The 20,482-nt window shown below is 68.7% G+C and carries 17 protein-coding genes; 13 read left to right on the plus strand and 4 right to left on the minus strand.

Going from position 1 to position 20,482, the window contains the following annotated elements:
- Window positions 1-97 precede the first annotated feature (97 nt).
- From rimP to rbfA, 10 genes are all read left to right on the plus strand, one after another.
- Window positions 98-643, plus strand: a complete 546-nt coding sequence (rimP, locus tag ACFQQC_RS02455; RefSeq protein ID WP_376859338.1) for a ribosome maturation factor RimP — start codon at window positions 98-100, stop codon at window positions 641-643.
- A gap of 2 nt (window positions 644-645) precedes the next feature.
- Complete coding sequence (gene nusA / locus ACFQQC_RS02460) at window positions 646-2,376, plus strand: transcription termination factor NusA (protein WP_376859340.1); 1,731 nt, start codon at window positions 646-648, stop codon at window positions 2,374-2,376.
- An 18-nt stretch (window positions 2,377-2,394) separates the two neighbouring features.
- Window positions 2,395-3,063 (plus strand): RNA-binding protein, encoded by a 669-nt coding sequence (locus ACFQQC_RS02465; protein WP_376859342.1) that lies wholly within the window; start codon window positions 2,395-2,397, stop codon window positions 3,061-3,063.
- 90 nt (window positions 3,064-3,153) lie between these two features.
- A complete protein-coding gene (gene infB / locus ACFQQC_RS02470) occupies window positions 3,154-6,186 on the plus strand; it encodes a translation initiation factor IF-2 (RefSeq protein ID WP_376859344.1) in 3,033 nt (1,010 codons plus the stop codon).
- Window positions 6,187-6,259: 73 nt separating this feature from the next.
- Window positions 6,260-6,769 (plus strand): hypothetical protein, encoded by a 510-nt coding sequence (locus ACFQQC_RS02475; protein WP_376859346.1) that lies wholly within the window; start codon window positions 6,260-6,262, stop codon window positions 6,767-6,769.
- A 39-nt stretch (window positions 6,770-6,808) separates the two neighbouring features.
- On the plus strand, window positions 6,809-7,489 hold the full coding sequence (locus ACFQQC_RS02480; protein ID WP_376859348.1) for a hypothetical protein: 681 nt from the start codon (window positions 6,809-6,811) through the stop codon (window positions 7,487-7,489).
- A gap of 14 nt (window positions 7,490-7,503) precedes the next feature.
- Window positions 7,504-8,193 carry a DUF2459 domain-containing protein gene (locus ACFQQC_RS02485; RefSeq protein WP_376859350.1) on the plus strand — a complete coding sequence of 230 codons (690 nt, stop codon included), beginning with the start codon at window positions 7,504-7,506 and terminating at the stop codon, window positions 8,191-8,193.
- A complete protein-coding gene (locus ACFQQC_RS02490) occupies window positions 8,190-8,963 on the plus strand; it encodes a hypothetical protein (RefSeq protein WP_376859352.1) in 774 nt (257 codons plus the stop codon). Before ACFQQC_RS02485 ends, ACFQQC_RS02490 begins: the two co-directional genes overlap by 4 nt.
- A 54-nt stretch (window positions 8,964-9,017) precedes the next feature.
- On the plus strand, window positions 9,018-9,491 hold the full coding sequence (locus ACFQQC_RS02495; RefSeq protein ID WP_376859354.1) for a hypothetical protein: 474 nt from the start codon (window positions 9,018-9,020) through the stop codon (window positions 9,489-9,491).
- A 65-nt stretch (window positions 9,492-9,556) separates the two neighbouring features.
- Window positions 9,557-10,003: a 30S ribosome-binding factor RbfA gene (gene rbfA / locus ACFQQC_RS02500; protein ID WP_376859357.1), complete on the plus strand. Its 447-nt coding sequence runs from the start codon at window positions 9,557-9,559 to the stop codon at window positions 10,001-10,003.
- Window positions 10,004-10,008: 5 nt separating this feature from the next.
- Here the strand turns inward: rbfA and ACFQQC_RS02505 are convergent, their stop codons facing one another.
- Window positions 10,009-10,599, minus strand: coding sequence for a hypothetical protein (locus tag ACFQQC_RS02505; RefSeq protein WP_376859359.1), 591 nt, complete (start codon window positions 10,597-10,599; stop codon window positions 10,009-10,011).
- A gap of 53 nt (window positions 10,600-10,652) precedes the next feature.
- Here ACFQQC_RS02505 and truB point away from each other — a divergent pair, with 53 nt between their 5' ends.
- From truB to pnp, 3 genes are all read left to right on the plus strand, one after another.
- A complete protein-coding gene (truB, locus tag ACFQQC_RS02510; RefSeq protein ID WP_376859361.1) occupies window positions 10,653-11,585 on the plus strand; it encodes a tRNA pseudouridine(55) synthase TruB in 933 nt (310 codons plus the stop codon).
- A gap of 35 nt (window positions 11,586-11,620) precedes the next feature.
- The gene (gene rpsO / locus ACFQQC_RS02515; protein WP_376859363.1) at window positions 11,621-11,890 is read left to right on the plus strand and encodes a 30S ribosomal protein S15; all 270 of its coding nucleotides are present in this window, start codon (window positions 11,621-11,623) and stop codon (window positions 11,888-11,890) included.
- Window positions 11,891-12,124: 234 nt separating this feature from the next.
- A complete protein-coding gene (pnp, locus tag ACFQQC_RS02520; protein WP_376859365.1) occupies window positions 12,125-14,353 on the plus strand; it encodes a polyribonucleotide nucleotidyltransferase in 2,229 nt (742 codons plus the stop codon).
- Between the two features lie 503 nt (window positions 14,354-14,856).
- Here pnp and ACFQQC_RS02525 read toward each other — a convergent pair.
- The 3 genes from ACFQQC_RS02525 to ACFQQC_RS02535 form a co-directional block, all read right to left on the minus strand.
- Window positions 14,857-15,198 carry a GIY-YIG nuclease family protein gene (locus ACFQQC_RS02525; RefSeq protein ID WP_376859367.1) on the minus strand — a complete coding sequence of 114 codons (342 nt, stop codon included), beginning with the start codon at window positions 15,196-15,198 and terminating at the stop codon, window positions 14,857-14,859.
- 294 nt (window positions 15,199-15,492) lie between these two features.
- Window positions 15,493-18,081 (minus strand): ATP-dependent chaperone ClpB, encoded by a 2,589-nt coding sequence (gene clpB / locus ACFQQC_RS02530; RefSeq protein WP_376859369.1) that lies wholly within the window; start codon window positions 18,079-18,081, stop codon window positions 15,493-15,495.
- Window positions 18,082-18,209: 128 nt separating this feature from the next.
- The gene (locus ACFQQC_RS02535; RefSeq protein ID WP_376859371.1) at window positions 18,210-20,453 is read right to left on the minus strand and encodes a TonB-dependent receptor domain-containing protein; all 2,244 of its coding nucleotides are present in this window, start codon (window positions 20,451-20,453) and stop codon (window positions 18,210-18,212) included.
- Between the last annotated feature and the right edge of the window lie 29 nt (window positions 20,454-20,482).

Below are 20,482 nucleotides of genomic sequence, written 5' to 3' on the forward strand. Positions count from 1 at the left end.
ATGCCGCCCCACATCGTTAGACCGGCTCCTAACGGCGCCGTTTGAAGCGGCGGCCCGGACGGCCAGCCGCTTTTGTTTTGCCCGGAGTTCAAGGCGCTTGAAGGCCAAGACCGCAGAAGACCGCCAGCTGCTTGAGCTGATCGAACCCATCGCCGAAAGCCTGGGTCTCGAGGTCGTGCGCGTGCGCCTGATGGGCGGAACCCAACGCCGCCGCCTGCAGATCATGGCCGAACGCGCCAGCGACCACGACATCGCGGTCGAGGAATGCGCCCGCCTGAGCCGCGCCGTGTCGGAGGTGTTCGACGCCGCCGACCCGATCGCCGGGGAATATCTGCTGGAAGTCTCGTCGCCGGGCATCGACCGCCCGCTGACCCGCCTGAGCGACTTCGACCTGTTCGAGGGCTATGAGGCGCGTCTGGAGACGGACCGGATGGTCGAGGGCCGCAAGCGCTTCAAGGGCGTGCTGGCCGGGACCGAGGACGACAATATCGCCATCGATCTTGAAGGGGAGGACGACACCGCCCTGATCCCGTTCGAATGGCTGGTCGACGCCAAGCTGGTGCTGACCGACGAACTGATGAAGGTCGGCGCCGAGAAGCGCGCCGCCCGTAACGACGACACTCTGACCGAGACCGAGGACTGAACATGGCCGTTGGCGTTTCCGCGAACCGTCTTGAGCTGCTGCACATCGCCGATGCGGTGGCGCGCGAGAAGAACATCGACAAGGAGATCGTCATCGAGGCGATCGAGGAAGCGATCCAGAAGGGCGCCAAGGCCCGCTATGGCGCGCACCACGACATCCGCGCCAAGATCGATCACAAGACCGGCGAGCTGGCCCTGACCCGTCACGTCACCATCGTCGCGGACGACTGGCAGCCGGAAGACGAACTGGAAGAGTTCAACGACAGCGCCATGGTGCGCCTGACGGACGCCTCGAAGCGCGATCCGGAAGCCGAGGTCGGCAAGGAGTACATCGAGAACCTGCCGCCGTTCGAATTCGGCCGCGTGCAGACCCAGATGGCCCGCCAGGTCGTGACCGGGAAGGTCCGCGAGGCCGAGCGCGCCAACCAGTACGAAGAGTTCAAGGACCGTGTCGGCGAGATCGTCAACGGCACCGTCAAGCGCGTCGAGTACGGCAACACCATCGTCGATCTGGGCCGTGGCGAAGGCATCATGCGCCGCAACGACTCGATCCCGCGCGAAGCCTTCAACATCGGCGACCGCATCCGCACCTACATCTACGACGTCCGCCCCGAGGCGAAGGGCCCGCAGGTCATGCTGTCGCGCTCGCACCCCGGCTTCATGGCCAAGCTGTTCGCGCAGGAAGTGCCGGAAGTGTATGACGGCGTGATCGAGATCCGCGCCGCCGCCCGCGACGCCGGTTCGCGCGCCAAGATGGCCGTGCTGTCGAACGACTCCTCCATTGACCCGGTCGGCGCCTGCGTCGGCATGCGCGGCTCGCGCGTTCAGGCGGTCGTCGCCGAACTGCAGGGCGAGAAGATCGACATCATCCAGTGGAACAACGACGAGCCGACGTTCATCGTGAACGCCCTGGCCCCCGCCGAAGTCTCCAAGGTGGTGCTGGACGAGGAAGCCGACCGCGTTGAGGTCGTGGTGCCGGACGAGCAGCTGTCGCTGGCCATCGGCCGCCGCGGCCAGAACGTCCGCCTGGCCTCGCAACTGACCGGCTGGCAGATCGACATCATCACCGAGTCGCAGGACTCCGAGCGTCGCCAGCGCGAGTTCGGCGAGCGCACCGCCCTGTTCCAGGAAGCCCTGGACGTGGACGAGGTCATCGCCCAGCTGCTGGTCACCGAAGGCTTCGCCACGGTGGAAGACCTGGCCTTCGTCGAGTCGTACGAAATCTCGGACATCGAGGGCTTCGACGAGGACACCGCCGAGGAACTGCAGGCCCGCGCCCGCGACTTCCTGGACCGCAAGGCCGCCGAGCTGGACGCCAAGCGCGTCGAACTGGGCGTCGAGGACGGCGTGCTGCAGGTGCCGGGCGTGACCCTGGCCATGGCCGTCGCCCTGGGCGAAGGCGGCGTGAAGACGGTCGAGGATCTGGCCGATCTGGCCACCGACGAAATCCGTGGCGGCTATGAAGCCCGCAACGGCGAGCGCGTGAAGGTTCCGGGCGTCCTGGAAAGCTTCAACCTGGCTCAGGAAGACGCCGAGCTGCTGATCCTGCAGGCCCGCGTGGCCGCCGGCTGGATCGACGCCTCGGAACTGCCGCAGCCGGAGCCCGAGCCGGAATACGAAGAGGAATACGCTGAAGGCGAATACGACGCCGACGCCGTCTTCTCGAACACCCCGTCGGACGAAGCGTCCGAAGAGGCTCCGGCGGACGACGCCGACCAGCCCGAAAACGCGTGATGGGAGCCCCCGCCGTCCATGAGCTTGCGCGACGCAACGATCGATAGAGACCGCCGGGACCTGGTGACACACCAGGTCATGGATGAATCTCGTCTGATCCGTTTTGTCGCCGCTCCGGACGGCGGGGTCGTTCCTGACCTGGCGCGCAAGCTGCCCGGCCGCGGCCTGTGGGTCGCCGCCGACCGCGCCTCCATCGCCACGGCGGTGAAGAAGAACCTGTTCAGCCGCGCGGCCAAGGCCCCGCTGAAACCGGCCGCCGATCTGCCCGATCTGGTGGAATCCCTGCTGTTCCGACGCTGTCTGGACCAGCTGGGCCTTGCCCGCCGCGAAGGCGTTCTTATCTCTGGCTTCGAAAAATCCCTGGCCAGCATCCGGGCCGGCAAGGTCGCCTGGATCGTGGAGGCCGCCGACGGTTCCGCGGACGGACGCGGCAAGCTTCTGGCGCTGGCGAAACACATCACGCCCGCCCCCAAAGTCTGCGGGGCGTTCAGCGCCGACGATTTGGGTTTGGCCCTTGGGCTGGAAAATGCGATACACGCCGTCCTGCTGGAGGGCGGGCGGGCCGATCGCTGGACCTTCGAGGTCGAGAGACTGGCGGGATTTCGACCGTTGACGCCCCCGCAGTGGGGCGACGAGGCGGCTGAGGCCCCGGATGGAAATTCAGACGGGCGGGGTTCCGCTCCCTGAGGGGGGCGGAGTTCCGCACGGCTTTTTGTGTTTGAACGACGAAGTTTGGAATGGGCCCGGGACACTCCCGAGCCAAAGTAAAGCGACCGGATGACTGACGAGAACGACAAGACCAACGACGGCAAGACGCCCCCCTCCTCGACGGGGCCGCGCGCTCCGCTGAGCCTGAAGCCCCGGACCGCGGGGTCGGTTTCGACCGGCACCGTGCGCCAGAGCTTCAGCCATGGGCGCACCAAGACCGTGGTGGTCGAAACCAAGCGCCGCGTCGGCGCGGCCCCGGGCGGTCACCAGCGCCCGCAGGGCTTCGACGTGGCCCGTCCGAACACCCCGGCTCCTGCCCCGCAGGCGCCGCGCCCCTCCGCGCCGGTCGACGGCAACCTGTCGCAATCCGAGCAGGAAGCCCGCCGCCGCGCCATCGAGCTGGCGACGCAGCAGAACGCCGAGCGTGAACGCGCCGCCGCCGAGGCGCGCGCCCGCAAGGACGCCGCCGCGCGCGAACAGGCCGCCGCCGCCGAGCGCGCCGCCAGCGCCGCGCAGGCTGAGGCCGCCGCCGCCAGCGCCGCCGCCGAAGCCGCCCGGAACGAGGCCGCCAAGCTGGCCGCCGCCGCGCCGGCGCCCGCTCCGGTGAAGCCCAAGCCGGCCGCCCCGGTGGAGGCCGCCGCCCCGGCGCCGACCCCCGCTCCGGCGGCCCCGACGCCGGCCCCCGCGCCGCGTCCGGCCGCTCCGGCTCGCCCGACCGTCAACTTCGGCCAGCGCGCCCCGCGCCTGCCGTCCGGCAACCCGGGCCGCGCCCCGGCGCCCGGCTTCGGCGGCCGCTCGGCCCGCGAACAGGCCATGGGCGGCGGCGAGCGCAGCTTCACCGACCGTCCGGCCGGCGCCGCCGCGGGCCGTCCGCAAGGCGACCGCCCGCAAGGTGACCGTCCCCAAGGCGATCGTCCGCAAGGCGCCCGCCCCGCCGGCGCCCGTCCGGCCCAGCCGGTCCGCTATTCGGCCCTCGACCCGCGTCCGGCGCCCGGCGCCCGCACCGGCGGTCCGCGCACCGGCCCCGGCGGCCGTCCGGCCCCGAACGCGCCGCCCGCGACGCCTGAAGTCGCCCGTCCCGCCCGCGCCGGCTTCGGCCGTCCGGCCGGCAGCCGCGCCGAGGAAGATCGTGACAAGCGCTTCAGCGAAGCCGGACCGGGCAAGGCCGTCAGCCGCACCCGCGGCGAGCCCAAGCGCCGCGAAGGCCGTCTGACCATCCAGGCCGTGGCCGGTGGCGACGAGGACGCCGCCGAGCGCATGCGCTCGCTGGCCTCGGTTCGCCGGGCCCGCGAACGCGAGAAGGAAAAGCGCAAGGGCGGCTCGACCGACACGCCGAACCGTCCGCGTGAGGTCGTCATCCCGGACACCATCACGGTCGGCGAACTGGCCAACCGTATGGCCGTGCGCGGTGTCGACATCGTCAAGTTCCTGATGCGTCAGGGCCTGATGCTGAAGATCAACGACGTGATCGATTCCGACACCGCCGAACTGGTGGCCGAGGAATACGGCATGGCGGTCAAGCGCGTGTCCGAGTCCGACGTTGAAGAAGGCTTCATCGCCGAGGCCGACGACGAAGGCGCCACCGAGACCCGCGCCCCGGTCGTGGCCATCATGGGCCACGTCGACCACGGCAAGACCTCGCTGCTGGACGCGCTGCGCACCACGGACGTGGCGGGCGGCGAAGCCGGCGGCATCACCCAGCACATCGGCGCCTATCAGGTGCGCCTGGAAGACGGCCAGCGCGTCACCTTCCTGGACACCCCGGGCCACGCCGCCTTCTCGGCGATGCGGGCGCGCGGCGCCAATGTGACGGACATCGTGGTTCTGGTCGTGGCCGCCGACGACGGCGTCATGCCCCAGACCATCGAGGCCATCCAGCACGCCAAGGCGGCCAATGCGCCCCTGATCGTGGCGGTCAACAAGATCGACAAGCCGGACGCCAACTCGCAGAAGGTCGTCAACGAGCTGCTGCAGTACGAGGTCATCTCGGAAAGCCTGGGTGGCGACACCCAGATCATCGAGGTCTCGGCCAAGAACCGCACCAACCTGAACGGCCTGATCGACGCCATTCTGGTCCAGGCGGAGGTCATGGACCTGCGCGCCAACCCCGACCGTTCGGCCGAGGGCGTGGTCATCGAGGCCAAGCTGGACAAGGGCCGCGGCCCGGTCGCGACCGTTCTGGTCAAGCGCGGCACGCTGAAGCGCGGCGACATCGTCGTGGCCGGCTCCTCGTGGGGCAAGGTTCGCGCCCTGCTGGACGAGCGCAATGCGCAGCTGACCGAGGCCGGCCCGTCGGTTCCGGTCGAAATCCTCGGCCTCGACGAAGCCCCCTCGCCCGGCGATGTGCTGGCCGTGGTGGAAAGCGAAGCCCGCGCCCGCGAGCTGACCGACTATCGTGAGCGCGTGCGCCGCGAAAAGGCGATCGGCGGCGGCAACCAGGTGTCGCTGGTCGACATGATGGCCAAGCTGGGCTCGAAGAAGATCTCGGAACTGCCGATCGTCATCAAGTCGGACGTGCAAGGCTCGGGCGAGGCCATCCAGGGCTCGCTGGAGAAGATGGGCAACGACGAGGTGCGCGCGCGCATCGTCATGCAGGGCGCCGGCGGGATCACCGAGAGCGACGTGCAGCTGGCCAAGTCGGCCGGCGCGCCGATCCTCGGCTTCAACGTCCGCGCCTCGAAGCAGGCCCGCGACCTCGCCGACCGCGAGGGCGTCGAGATCCGCTACTACTCGATCATCTACGACCTTCTGGACGACATGAAGGGCGTGCTGTCGGGCATGCTGGCGCCGCTGCAGCGCGAAACCTTCCTGGGCAACGCCCAGGTGCTGCAGGTCTTCGACATCTCCAAGACCGGCAAGATCGCCGGTTGCCGGGTCACCGAAGGCGTCGTCCGCAAGGGCGCCAAGGTCCGCATCATCCGCGACGACGTGGTGGTGCTGGAGCTGGGTACGCTCACGACGCTCAAGCGCTTCAAGGATGAGGTCAACGAGGTCCCGTCGGGTCAGGAGTGCGGCATGCACTTCCAGGGCTTCCAGGACATCAAGGCCGGCGACTACATCGAGTGCTTCACGGTCGAAGAGATCAAGCGCACTCTGGACTAGTCGTCCGGGGGATAAGGGAAAGGCGGCGCCGCGGCGTCGCCTTTTCGCCATCCGGATCAAGGATCACGTCTTCATGCGCCGCTTCGCGATCACCCTGCTGACCCTCTGCGCCATCGCCGGCCCGGCCGCGGCCGAGACCCGGTATCTGGCCTATGACGCCTCTGACCGGATCACCCAGGCGCTGACGCGGGGGATCACCCTGGAGGGCGACCGGGGCCTGTTCGGCGCCATCACCGTGCGCAGCATCATCTCCACCTCGGCCCGGGGCTCCGCCGACATCCGTATCGGCGGACCGGACGGCGCCCGCCGCGCCCTGCCGCGCGGCTCCACCGAGACCATCCTGTATACGGTCTCGCCGGAGGGTGACGGCCGGGGCCTGTCGCGCGCCCTCTGCCCCGGCTCGGAGCAGGCCTATCTGGTGCTGGGCCGCGTGCGGCTGGGCCGTCCCCTGACCGCGCAGGCGGTAGGACGGTGGGCGGATGGCGCCTTCCGGCACTGTGTGACCCTGTCCTACACCTGGCGCGGGGAATGGGCCGCGCCACCGGCGGGCGGCCCGAGCGATTCCGCCCCTATCGGGCGATAGGCTTTTGCGGCCTCCGTTCGCCCGGCTAGGGTGGATGAAATGACCGCCACACCCGTCAACAAAAGCCCGAACCGCGGCTCCGGCGTCCTGAAAGGACTGGCCGGAACACTGGGTTTTGTCTGTCTGGTGCTGTTCCTGATGGCCATCGAGCAGAAGCAGGCGATGGACGCCTGGGCCGCGGTCCGCGACGGGACGGGGCCGGCTGTCGGCCGGGTGATCGACCAGGCGAAGCGCTGGACAGCGGACGGGATCGAGGGGCTGGAGACCGCGACCGCCCGGCGCCCCGCGCCCGACGCGGCGGCGACCGGCGTCCAGGTGCTGGCCGGCGAGTTCCGCGCGGCCGATGACGCAACCCGGGACAGCGTGGGCGACGTCGCCTTCACCGGCGCCCTGATCCGGCTGGAACGGGCCGAGGCCTTCAGGACGCGACCGCAGCGGATCGCCGCCGGCGACGAGGTGTTCAGCGCCGACCGCCAGACCTTCGCCGCCGCGCTCGACGCCCGCTCCGACGCCCAGATCGAACTGCGCCAGATCGTTCCGCATGAGCGGTCCCAGGCGGTCGCGGCCTCGGCCCTGTGCGGCGGCCAAACCCCCGGCACGGTCGCGCTGTTGCACCGTCGGAACCGGGTGGAGATGATGATCTTCCGGGATCGGACGATCGTCGGTCCCGATGCATCCGCCGACGCCCTGTGCGGCGTCTGGCGCTTCCGGAAACGTTAGACGAGAGGACGGCCTTGGGGGGACGACGTTTCATTCTGGCGGCGCTGGTCGGCGCGGCGGCGGCGGTCTGGACCTGGACCGCGCCCGGCGATCCCGCCCTTTGGCCCGCGCCGGCGGATCAGCCGGGCGTGGAGGCCAGCCTTCTGGACAACGGCTTCCATACCGACCTGGCCCTGCCCCGCGCGGTGCTGGAGACGCGGGGCGGCCCGCTGGCCGAAGCCGTGCGCGGCCTTCCGCCGGGGGACTGGATCCTGATCGGCTGGGGCGACGCCAGATTCTACGTGGACCAGAGCCCGATCAGCGACCGGCTGCCGGACGGCGCACGCGCCTTCTTCCGCCCCGGCAATCCGTCGGTCGTCATGCTGGATCCGGCGCAGCGCAACCCGCGCGAACTGTACGCCGAAGACGGTCGCCGCGACTTCCGCCTGTCCCCGGCCGGCTTCGAGGCCATGGCTGCCCACATCGAGGCCTCGCTGGACCTGTCTTCCGGCGCGGCGCGACTGGCCGCCGCCCGCCCCGGCGATGACGCCCGCTTCTTCGCCAGCCGCGAGCATTTCTGGATTGGTCGCCTCTGCAACCACTGGACGGCGGACGTATTGAACGCAGGCGGCATGTCGATCCGACCGTTCCGCGCCATTGTCTCGTCCGAGGTGGTGGCCACGGTGGATCGGGCGAACGCACAGAGGGAAAGAGCTGGATCATGAAAACGCTGACGCTGACTGTGGCCTCGATGGCCGTTCTGGCCCTCGCCGCCTGCCAGCAACCCGCCGAGACGGAGAAGGCGGAGACCGCCGCGCCGGCCGCGCCCGCCGCCGCTCCGACCCTGCCGCCGGCCAATCCGGAGGATCCGCAGCAACTGGCGCTGGCCTTCCGCGCCGCCTGGGACCGCGCCCCGCCGGCCAAGGCGCCCGCCCCTGAACAGAGCGGCGGCGGCGACTTCACCTTCAACGCCGGCAAGCTGATCGCCCTGGGCGGTGACCGCTACGCCTTCGTGTCGGACGGACAGGGCGGCGACGGCCATGTGTCGCCGGGTGCGGTGGCGATCCACTATCTGCAGCGCACGCCCGACGGTTTCCGCCGCGCGGACGCGGCCCCCCTGATCGTGGACGGCGGCACCTTCGGCAATCCGCCGGAGTGGACCGTCCAGCAGGGACTGCTCCCCGCCCCCGCCCTGATCGCGACCTCGGGCGGTGTCTGGCAGGGCTACGCCTGCTCCGGCGCCTCCGTGGTCGAACTGGCGCCGGAACGACCGGTGCTGCGCGCCGACTATGTGCGGCTGAACTATTCCAACGGCGGCGCCGTCATCGACGAGAAGGCGGCCGAGGAGATGACGGGGCGGCTGGTCCCCGCCACGCCGGGCCGGGACTTCGCCGTCCAGTACTCCGGCGCCAGCACGGCGAAGGTGACCTGGCGTCTGGCGGCGGATGGAACTTACAAGCCCGCCAACGAACCGGCCGACCTGCCCTGGTGCTGACGCAGGTTTCCGGAGGCTCAACCCGACGTTAGGGCGATCAGGCCATGATGGGGCATGGTCGCCCCTTCGCCCCGCGTGTTCCGTCGCCCTGTGCTCGCCTCCACTCTCGCGGTCCTGGCGGCCTGCTTTGGCGGCACGGCAGGTCTCGCCTTCGGATCCTCGCTGGAGACCCAGCCGCTGTGGTCGGCCTTGCTCGGCAGCCTGATGGTCGGCCTTCTGTTCTCGCCCGTCGGCATTCTGCTCGGCGGTCTGCCGGCCCTGCTGGCCCTTATGCTGATCATCTGGCCCTGCTTGCTGGGCCTGAGCCGGGTGGCCGGACTGAACGGCCGCGCCTCCGTGGCGATCACCTGGATGGTTGTCATGATCGTACTGGTCCTGCTGGCGCAGATCCCTTCCGGCACGGCTTGGCCGATGTGGAAAAACCTGGTGTTCCTCTTCCTGGGGAGCACGACCGGCGCCCTGGTTCTGTTCTGTTTCGCGTCAGGCCCGCCGACGACAAAACTGGACATCGCCTGGCAGCAGGACTAGACCGCGCCCCCTCGCTTTCGAGCCGGGTCCGAACCCCGACGGGCGACACGAAAAGGAGGCCGTCCATGGGCCGCAAGCAACACACCCGCAACGCCACCGGACCGCAGGGCCCGTCCCAGCGCCAGCTGCGCGCCGGCGAACTGATCCGTCACGCCCTCGTCGAGGTGCTGCGCGAGGAAGAGCTTCACGACGAGGCCATGCAGGGCGTCTCGGTGACCATCACCGAGGTTCGCCTGTCGCCGGACCTGAAGCACGCCACCTGCTTCGTCGAACCGCTGGGCGCCGGCGTCACCGATGCGCCGAACGCCGGCCATGTGGACGCGATCATCAAGGCCCTGAACGCCCACGCCAAATTCCTGCGCGGGGTGCTGGGCAAGCATATCGACATGAAGTTCACGCCGGACCTTCGCTTCCGTCACGACGACAGCTTCGACGCCGCCAGCCACATGGACCGGCTGTTCAACGACCCCCGCGTCCGCGCTGATCTGGAGCGGGGCGACGACGAGGCATGATCGCCTCAGGCCCGCAGGCCGAACTCGCCCGCCAGCCAGTCATAGCAGTCGGGCAGGCTCGCGCGCAGCCGCTCACGGGTGAAGGGCGGACGCGCCGCCCGGCCCCACAGCGCCACCGATCCGGTCATGGCGAAGAACTCGTTGATGTTCGACAGCATATAGGCCTCCGCGGGCCAGTCGCCGCTGTCGCGGGCCTGCTGGTAGAAGCGGCGCAACTGGCCGTCCCGGGGCAGCCGGACGTCCATGTAGGCATGCAGCAACTCGTGCAGCAGGACCGGATTGTCCGGCGGCGAGGTCTCGTCGTTCAGCGTCAGGCGGCCGCCGGCGTAGCGACCAGGCTGGTTCAGGCCCGGATCGACGGTGACCGGGATCGAGGCGAACCAGCCCTTGATATCGTCCCGGATCGCCAGCCCCTGCACCAGTTCGATCTGTCGCCGGATCGAGGCGGCCAGCGCCGGACGTTCGGACGGCGCGACGGCGCCCAGGTCGACCGTGTGGCCCATGTGGACGAAGGTCCGCTCCATGTCGTCCGCGCGCGCGGCGCCGGCCGCCGTCAGCGGGGCGGCGATCAGCAGAAATCGGCGTGTCAGGGTCATCCGGCGCTTCCTCTTCGCGGCCATGCCGCCCCGGTTACAACGGAGACCCCCTGATGGCCCGTCGCAAGAGAGGCGAAATCGTCAACGGCTGGGTCTGCCTGGACAAGCCGTACGAGATGGGATCGACCGAGGCGGTGACCCGCATCCGTCGCCTGTTCGACGCCCAGAAGGCCGGTCATGCGGGGACGCTGGACCCGCTGGCGTCCGGCATCCTGCCCATCGCGCTGGGCGAGGCGACCAAGACCGTGCCCTTCATGATGGAGGCGCAGAAGGTCTATCGCTTCACCATCCACTGGGGCGTCTCGACCGACAGCATCGACCGCGAGGGCGAGATCATCGCCCGCTCGGACGTGCGCCCGACGGTGGAGGCGGTGAAGGCCGCCCTGCCCGCCTTTGTCGGCGAGATCGATCAAGTCCCGCCCGCCTTCTCGGCCATCAAGGTGGACGGCCAGCGCGCCTATGACCTGGCCCGCGAGGGGGTCGAGGTGGAGCTGAAGGCCCGCCGGGTGACCATCCATGAGGCGGCGGTCACCGACGCCCCCGACGCCGACCACGTCGAGATCACGATGCGGACCGGCAAGGGCGTCTATGTCCGCTCGCTGGCGCGCGACCTGGCCGCGGCCCTCGGGGCCGAGGGTCATGTGTCCGCCCTGAGGCGCGAACAGGTGGGTCCGTTCAACGTACAGAACGCCGTGACGCTGGATTCTCTCGAGGAAATGGTGCATAGGGGCGCCGCCTCGGAAGGCTTGCTTCCCGTCGCGACCGCCCTGGACGACATCCCGGAGCTGGCCGTGACGGATCAGGACGCCTTCTCGCTTCGGCAGGGACGGCCGATCGTTCTGCTCCCCAGACAGGTCGAAACGCTCAAGGGTCAGCTGAAAGGCGACGCCCGGACCGTTTCGGTTTTCCTGGGCCAGACCCTCGTCGCTCTCGGTCAGTTGCGGGCCGGTCGGGTTGAACCTGACCGCGTTTTCAATCTCCCCTGACCTCGCTGTCGGGGGCTCCAGCAAGGAGAACCACGATGTCGATCACTGCCGAGCGTAAAGCTCAGGTCATCGCCGATAACGCCCGCGCTGACGGCGACACCGGTTCGGCCGAGGTCCAGGTCGCGATCCTCTCGGAACGCATCGCCAACCTCACCGAGCACTTCAAGACCCACAAGAAGGACAACCACTCGCGTCGCGGCCTGCTGAAGCTGGTCTCGCAACGCCGTCGTCTTCTGGATCACCTGAACAAGACCGACAATGCGCGCTACGTCGCCATCGTCGCCAAGCTGGGTCTGCGCCGCTAAGGCCAAACCCTGGAGGGCCCGCCCCGCGCGGGCCCTTCTGCTATTTGCCCGGGCGCCGCGGGCGGGACTCATTCGTCCCTCAGTACCGGCGCAGACGCCGAGGGCCTCGAACCGGTCCTCAACTCACCCGCCCGGGCTTCAATACGGAACCCCGGGTCCACAGGGACCGAAGGACTGAACCCCTGACGCTCCGCCCCGCCGGGAATACGCCCGCCGGGATTCGAAAGACGAAATATGTTCGATATCAAACGCAAGACGATCGACTGGGCCGGCCGCCCGCTGACGCTGGAAACCGGCCGCATCGCCCGTCAGGCCGACGGCGCCGTGCTGGCGACCTACGGCGAGACCGTGGTTCTGGCCACCGTCGTCTACGGTCGCGCCCCTAAGCCGGGCCTGGATTTCTTCCCGCTGACCGTCAACTACCAGGAAAAGACCTTCGCCGCCGGCAAGATCCCGGGCGGCTACTTCAAGCGTGAAGGCCGTCCGACCGAGAAGGAGACCCTGGTCTCCCGCCTGATCGACCGTCCGATCCGCCCGCTGTTCGTCAAGGGCTTCAAGAACGAGACCCAGGTCGTCGTGACCGTGCTGCAGCACGACCTCGAGAACGACCCGGACGTGCTGGCCATGGTCGCCACCTCGGCCGCCCTGACCATCTCGGGCGTGCCGTTCATGGGCCCGATCGCCGGCGCCCGCGTCGGCTACATCGACGGTGAACTGGTCCTGAACCCGACCATCGACCAGCTGAACGACTCGGCGCTGGACCTGGTCGTCGCAGGCACCGCCGACGCCCTGATGATGGTGGAATCGGAAGCCAAGGAACTGTCGGAAGACAAGTTCCTGGAAGCCCTGATGTTCGCCCACAAGGGCATGCAGCCGGTCATCGATGCGATCATCGAACTGGCCGAGCACGCCGCCAAGGAACCCTTCGACTTCCAGGCCGAGGACCACTCGGACGTCGTCACGGCGATCCAGGGTCTGGTCGGCGAGGACATCAAGGCCGCCTACACCCACACCGCCAAGCATGACCGCCACAACGCCGTCGGCGCCGCCAAGAAGAAGGCCGCCGAAGCGCTGGTGAAGACCGAAGAGAACCCGGACGGCGTCGAGCCGGCCAAGTTCGCCACCGCCTTCAAGGAATGCGAAGCCCACGTCCTGCGTCGCGACATCATCGACAACGGTCACCGCGTCGACGGCCGCGCCCTCGACAAGGTCCGCTCGATCGTCTCGGAAGTCGGCGTCTTCCCGCGCACCCACGGCTCGGCCCTGTTCACCCGCGGTGAGACCCAGGCCATCGTGGTCGCCACCCTCGGCACCGGCGAGGACGAGCAGTACATCGACGCCCTGACCGGAACCTACAAAGAGAAGTTCCTGCTTCACTACAACTTCCCTCCCTATTCGGTCGGTGAGACCGGTCGTATGGGCGGCGCGGGTCGTCGTGAAATCGGTCACGGCAAGCTGGCCTGGCGGGCGATCCGCCCGATGCTGCCGTCGTCGGACGAGTTCCCCTACACCATCCGTCTGGTCTCCGAGATCACCGAGTCGAACGGCTCGTCCTCGATGGCCACGGTCTGCGGTTCGTCGCTGGCCCTGATGGATGCCGGTGTCCCGCTCAAGAAGCCCGTCTCGGGCATCGCCATGGGCCTGATCCTGGAGCCGTCGGGCGAGTTCGCCATCCTGTCGGACATCCTGGGTGACGAAGATCACCTGGGCGACATGGACTTCAAGGTCGCCGGCACCCGTGACGGCATCACCTCGCTGCAGATGGACATCAAGGTCGCCGGCATCACCGAAGAGATCATGAAGAAGGCCATCGCCCAGGCTTCGGCCGGCCGCCTTCACATCCTCGACGAGATGGACAAGGCCATCGACGGCGCCCGCACCGAGCTGGGTGAGTTCGCGCCGAAGATCGAGACCATCAAGGTCCCGGTCGACAAGATCCGCGAAGTGATCGGCACCGGCGGCAAGGTAATCCGCGAAATCGTCGAAAAGACCGGCGCCAAGATCAACATCGAGGACGACGGCACGGTGAAGATCGCCGCCTCGGAACAAGAGAAGATCGACGCCGCCAAGGCCTGGATCTCGTCGATCGTTTCGGAGCCGGAAGTCGGCACCATCTACACCGGCAAGGTCGTGAAGGTCGTCGACTTCGGCGCCTTCGTGAACTTCTTCGGCGCCAAGGACGGCCTCGTCCACGTGTCGCAGATCGCCCTGGAGCGTGTCGCCAACCCGGCCGACGTCCTGTCGGAAGGCCAGGAGGTCAAGGTCAAATTCCTGGGCCTGGACGACCGCGGCAAGACCAAGCTGTCGATGAAGGTCGTTGATCAGGCCACGGGTGAAGACCTGACGGACAAGATCAACGCCGAGCGCGCCGAGCGTGGCGAAGCCCCGCTGGCCGAAGACACCGGCGGCCGTCCGAAGCGTGAAGGCGGCGGCGGTGACCGCGGCCGTCGTCGCCGGGACTAATCCTCCCGCGCGTCAGCGCTGACTGAACGAGGCCCCGGTGGAAACGCCGGGGCCTTTTTCGTGGGCGGCGGGGGTCGGCGTGCTCAGGTATTTTTTCGGGTGCACAAAGGTGGACATTCGGGCGGGCGGAAAAGGCCGTCCAATTCGACCAGATTGACCAGATCGTTCACTTTCGCCCGGGGCGGCGAAGCCCTGTGCGCCGCGACGGGTGCGTTCGCGGCGAGGGCAGCTGGAGATGTCAAAGACCGGCAGCCAGACAGTCTGGCATGCCGGTGCGTCATTATTGGTCGTAGGGGGTTCGCCGGGTGCTGCTCCTTCCGCTTTCGTCATCCTCCGGCGAGCGTAGCGAGACCGGGGGACCCAGCGGCGCCGCGAAGCGGCGAATTACTGAAGATCGAAACTGAAGCACCGACGCTCCCGACAGCTTCGCGCTCTCGCGCGCCGCTGGGTCCCCCGGTCTGCGCCGCTACGCGGCTTGCCGGAGGATGACGAAAGCAGGGAATTCAGTCTTCTTCCGGCGGCGGCGTCCAGTTCGGATCGTTGACCGGAAACCAGTCGGCGGCGAGGTCGCGCCAGTCGGGGTTGCCCCGCTCGATCAGGGCCAGCTTCCAATCGCGGAGCCATTTCTTCAGCCGCTTCTCGCGACGGATCGCCTCGACGACCCAGGCATGACGCTCGAACCAGACCAGATCGGTGCAGGCGTAGTCATCGGTGAAGCCCGCCAGCGCATGCTGCTTGTGCTTCCACACCCGAGCGAACAGGTTGGCGGTCATGCCGATATAGAGCGTGCCGTTGCGTCGGCTGGCCATGACGTAGGTCGCGATGAAGGTGCGGTGCGTCCCCATAAGCGCAACCTAGAGCTTTATTCCACTTTCGTCATCCTCTCGCACCGCCCCCTTCCTTCGTCATCCTCCGGCGCTCCGCAGGAGCGACCGGGGGACCCAGCGGCGCCGCGAATGCGGCGAAACACTGGAGGTCGAAGCTGAAGCACCGGCGCTCCCGACAGCTTCGCGCTGCGCGCGCCGCTGGGTCCCCCGGTCTGCGCCGCTGCGCGGTTTGCCGGAGGATGACGAAAGGGGGAGCGCGCCCGCAGTTCCGTTGCCGGGCTGCCTTCGCAGCCCGGCAACCGCAGGACCGGCTTAGTGCACCCGCGCCTTCCCGATCTCCAGCCCCTCCGCCCCCGCTGACACGGCGATCACCGACCCGTCCTCGATCTCGCCCGCCAGCAGCTTCCGCGCGATGGGGTCGACCAGTTCCTTCTGGATCACCCGCTTCAGCGGACGCGCGCCATAGACCGGGTCATAGCCCTTGTCGGCGAGCCAGGCGGCGGCGGTGTCGTCCAGCGCCAACGTCAGTCTCCGGTCGGCCAGCAGCTTCTCGAACCGTTGCAGCTGGATGCGGACGATGCCGCCCATCTGTTCGCGGCCGAGGCGGCGGAAGAGGATGATCTCGTCGATGCGGTTCAGGAACTCCGGGCGGAAGTGGGCGCGGACGGCCTCCATGACGAAGGGACGCACGGCCTCGACATCCTCGCCCTCGGACTGGTTGGCCAGGGCCTCGGAGCCCAGGTTGGAGGTCATGATGATCAGGGTGTTGCGGAAGTCGATGGTGCGGCCCTGACCGTCGGTCAGGCGGCCGTCGTCCAGCACCTGAAGCAGCACGTTGAAGACGTCGGGGTGAGCCTTCTCGACCTCGTCGAACAGGACGACCTGATAGGGCCGGCGGCGCACGGCCTCGGTCAGGGCGCCGCCCTCGTCATAGCCGACGTAGCCCGGAGGGGCGCCGATCAGGCGGCTGACGGAGTGTTTCTCCATGTATTCGGACATGTCGAGGCGAGTGATGGCCGCCTCGTCGTCGAACAGGAAGTCGGCCAGCGCCTTGGTCAGCTCGGTCTTGCCGACGCCCGTGGGCCCCAGGAAGAGGAAGCTGCCCAGCGGGCGGTTCGGGTCGTTCAGGCCGGCGCGTGCTCTACGGACCGCGTCGGAGACGGCGATCAGGGCGTCATCCTGACCGACCACGCGGCCGCGCAGGGCGTCTTCCATCTTGAGCAGCTTCTCGCGCTCGCCCTCCAGCATCTTGTCGACCGGGACGCCGGTCCAGCGGGAGACGACGGCGGCGATCTGTTCGGCGTCGACGACCTCGGGGGTCAGGGGACCGGACTTGTCCGCCTCGTTGGCTTCGGCCTCGGCGAGCTGTTTCTCGATCTGCGGGATCTGGCCGTAGGCGATCTCGGACGCACGACCCAGGTCGCCGGCCCGCTGGGCGGCGGCCAGTTCGGCGCGCAGGCGGTCGAGGGTTTCGCGCAGCTGCGCCCCCTGCCCCACCTTTTCCTTTTCAGCCTTCCAGCGACCGGTCAGGTCATCGGACTGACCCTCCAGATCGGCGATCTCGTCCTCGAGCTTTTCGAGACGGTGCTGGGAGGCGTTGTCCGTCTCCTTCTTCAGGGCCTCGCGCTCGATCTTCAGCTGGACCAGGCGGCGGTCGATTTCGTCCAGCGCCTCGGGCTTGGAATCGACGGCCATACGCACGCGGCTGGCGGCCTCGTCGACCAGGTCGATGGCCTTGTCCGGCAGGAAGCGGTCGGTGATGTAGCGGTTCGACAGGGTGGCGGCGGCGACGATGGCGCTGTCGGAGATGCGGACCCCGTGGTGGACCTCATATTTCTCCTTCAGTCCACGGAGGATCGACACCGTGTCCTCGACGGTCGGCTCGGAGACGAAGACCGGCTGGAAGCGACGGGCCAGGGCCGCGTCCTTCTCGACGTGCTTGCGGTACTCATCGAGGGTGGTGGCGCCGACGCAGTGCAGCTCGCCGCGCGCGAGGGCGGGCTTGAGCAGGTTGGAGGCGTCCATGGCGCCGTCGCCCTTTCCGGCGCCGACCAGGGTGTGCATCTCGTCGATGAACAGGACGATGCCGCCCTCGGCCGCGGCGACCTCGTTGAGCACGGCCTTGAGCCGCTCCTCAAACTCGCCGCGATATTTCGCGCCGGCGATCAGGCTGCCCATGTCGAGCGCCATGACTTTCTTGTCGCGCAGGGATTCCGGCACGTCGCCGTTGACGATGCGCAGGGCCAGACCCTCGACGATGGCGGTCTTGCCGACGCCGGGCTCGCCGATGAGGACGGGGTTGTTCTTCGTGCGGCGGGCGAGGACCTGGATGGTGCGGCGTATTTCCTCGTCGCGGCCGATGACCGGGTCGATCTTGCCGTCAGCGGCGGCCAGGGTCAGGTCGCGGGCGTAGCGCTTCAGCGCGTCATAGCCGTCCTCGGCGGCGGCGCTGTCGGCGGTCTTGCCCTTGCGGACCTCGGTGATGGCGGCGTCGAGCGCATCGGCCTTCACCCCCGCGGCGCTGAGCACGGTCTTGGCCACGCCGCCTTCATGGGCGAGGGCGGCGAGCAGGCGTTCGGTGGTGACGAAGGCGTCGCCGGCCTTCCTGGCCGAGGCCTCGGCGGCGGCGAAGACGCGGGCGGTGTCGCCGTCCAGATAGAGCTGGCCCGAGCCGCCGGAGACCTGGGCGCGCTTCGACAGCGCGGTCTCGACGTCGGCCTCGGCGCGGCGGGCGTCGCCCCCTGCGGCGGTGATCAGATTGCGGGCGAGGCCGTCACGCTCTTCCAGCAGGACCTTGAGCAGGTGCTCGGGCGCGAACTGCTGGTGGCGGCGGGCCAGGGCGAGGCTCTGGGCGGACTGGACGGCCTGTTTGGCGCGGTCGGAATAGAGTTCGAGATTCAAGTGGGCATCCCCTGATGGCGGATCCCGCCAGCGCGCCCTCATGCAAGCGACGCGCCGTGCGGTTGCCCCTCAGTTGGGTGTGGCCCATCCGCCACGCAAGGGCGAGCCCCTGCGTGGCGCAGACGGTTTTACTGACCCTGCTGCTGGGGCCCGGAGAAGTCGAACTGCGGGTCCTGCTGGCGGGCCGGACCCCCGAAATTCCAGGTCAGGCCGATGAAGCCGACCCGGCCGCCGAACACCCGCTCGGTGCGGTCGGTGAAGGTCGCCGTCTCGTAGGTGGTGATGTCCTTCGACTCATCCAGCAGATCGCGGACCGTCAGCTGCAGCGACAGGGTTTCGGTCAGCTTGCGGCGGTAGCCGAGGTTGATCAGCTGGGCCGCGTCGCGCGTGCCCTGGGCCAGCAGTTGCTCGCCGGTCCAGATGCCCGACAGCTGGACAAAGTCCTCGGCGGTCGGTTGCCAGTTCAGGCTGAGACGCCCCGAGACGATCTCGCCCTCGCTGCTGACGCCGCCGACCAGGTTGGAGGCGTCGATCTCCTGACGGAACAGGTTGACGCTGGCGTTGTAGCGCAGGGTCGGGTGCAGGCGGCCGTTGGCGACCAGCTCGACGCCGGTGGCGGTGCGGGCGCCGAGGTTCTCGGTGCGGGTCAGAAGGACGCCGTTGCCGATGTCGCTGATCACCGGGGTGAAGGCGTTCTGCGTGTCCCGATAATAGAGGGTCGCGCCATAGAAGGACTGATTGACCCGACGCTGCCAGCTGAGCTCGAAGGAGTCGGTTTCCTGCGGCTCCAGATCGGGGTTGCCCGCGCGATAGTTGAGCGGGTCCTGATAGCTGAGGAAGGGGTTCAGGTCGTTCGGCGCCGGGCGCTGGACCCGACGGCTGTAGCTGCCGCGCAGGGTCTGCTGGTCGGTCAGCTGGTAGGAGACGTGCAGGGTCGGATAGGCGCGGAAATAGTCGTTCTCGGCCTGGATGCCGGTCGTGACCTGATCGAGATCCAGATAGGCCTGTTCCAGGCGCAGGCCGAACTGGGCGCTCAGCTTGTCGCCGAAGGGCTGCTCCCAGGTGCCGTAGAGGGCGTGGACGGTCTGGTCGACCTGGAAGGTGTTGGACACCAGCGGGTCGGGCGTCAGAGCGCCGGGCGTGGCGCCGCGGGCGACGAGGTTGTCCAGCTCGAGCGTCGAATACTCCAGCTCATAGCCCGCGCGCAGGCGGGCGCCGCTGGCGAAGGGGCGGACGTAGGCGCTGGCGAAGTTGAAGGTGTCCGTGTCGTTGCGGTTGTCGAGGTGCTCGTACTGGTTCGCCGCGACCGGGATCAGTTGATCGACCAGGGTGTCGTGGCCGTAGGAGCCGCGTCCGCGGTTGTAGCGGAGCTCGTTGGACCAGTCGTGGCCCTGCTCGCCGAAGCGACGGACGAGACGGGCGGTGGCGCCGGAGAACTGGCCCTCGAAGCCGCCGTTGGACAGGCGGCGATAGCGACCGCCGATCCCGCCCAGGGCGTCGTCGGCCTCATACTGATCCAGCATCACGCCGTCGCTGGTGACGTCCACATGATAGAGGTCGCCGTACAGCTGATACTGGTCGTTGGGACGGTAGTCGGCCGAGAAGCGGACGAAGGCGTTGTCGGTCGAGCCGTCGCCGGCCTGGGTATTGCGCGATTCCAGGAACTGGTCCGAACCGGCGTCGTAGCGGCTGCGGACGCGGTCGGTGGACTGGATGAAGGTGTCGTGGCGCACGCTGGCGTCGGCGGTCAGGGTCAGCCTGTCGCGGGTGAAGACGCTGCTGACGCCCAGATTGTAGCGCTCGTCATTGCCGACGTTGACGCGGACCGAGCCGGTGTTGGTCGGCTGGGCGCGGGGGCGATTGGGCTTGGTGATCAGGTTGATGACGCCGCCGCCGCCGTCGGGGCGATAGGCCGCCGACGGATTGGTCATCACCTCGATACGGGCGTACTGGTCGGCCGGAATCTGCAGGATCACCTGGCCCCGGTTCTCGCCCGAGAACAGGCCCGAGGGACGACCATCGACCAGGATGGTGACGCCCGCATCGCCGCGCAGGCTGACGTTGCCGTCCGGATCGACCTCGACCGAGGGAATGTTGCGCAGGGCGTCGGCGAGCGTGCCGGTCGCGGTCTGCAGGTCTTCGCCGACGTTGTAGCTGATCGAGTCGACCGAGGTGCGGATGTCGTTGGCGCGGCCCGTGACGACGGTTTCGCCGAGACTGGTGGCCTCTTCCTGCTCGGCGGGCTGGGCGGGCGTTTCCTGCGTCGTCGCCGGCTGGGCGGGCGCCGGCGGAGGCGCCGGCTGCGTCTGGGCCACGGCGGCGCCGGCCGGAATGGCGAGCGCGAGCAGCGAGATGAGGGTGGTTCTGGTCATGGCCCCGAGGATCCTGAGTCCGGGGATCA

The organism is Brevundimonas sp. GCM10030266 (assembly GCF_042666595.1).
GTDB lineage: Bacteria > Pseudomonadota > Alphaproteobacteria > Caulobacterales > Caulobacteraceae > Brevundimonas.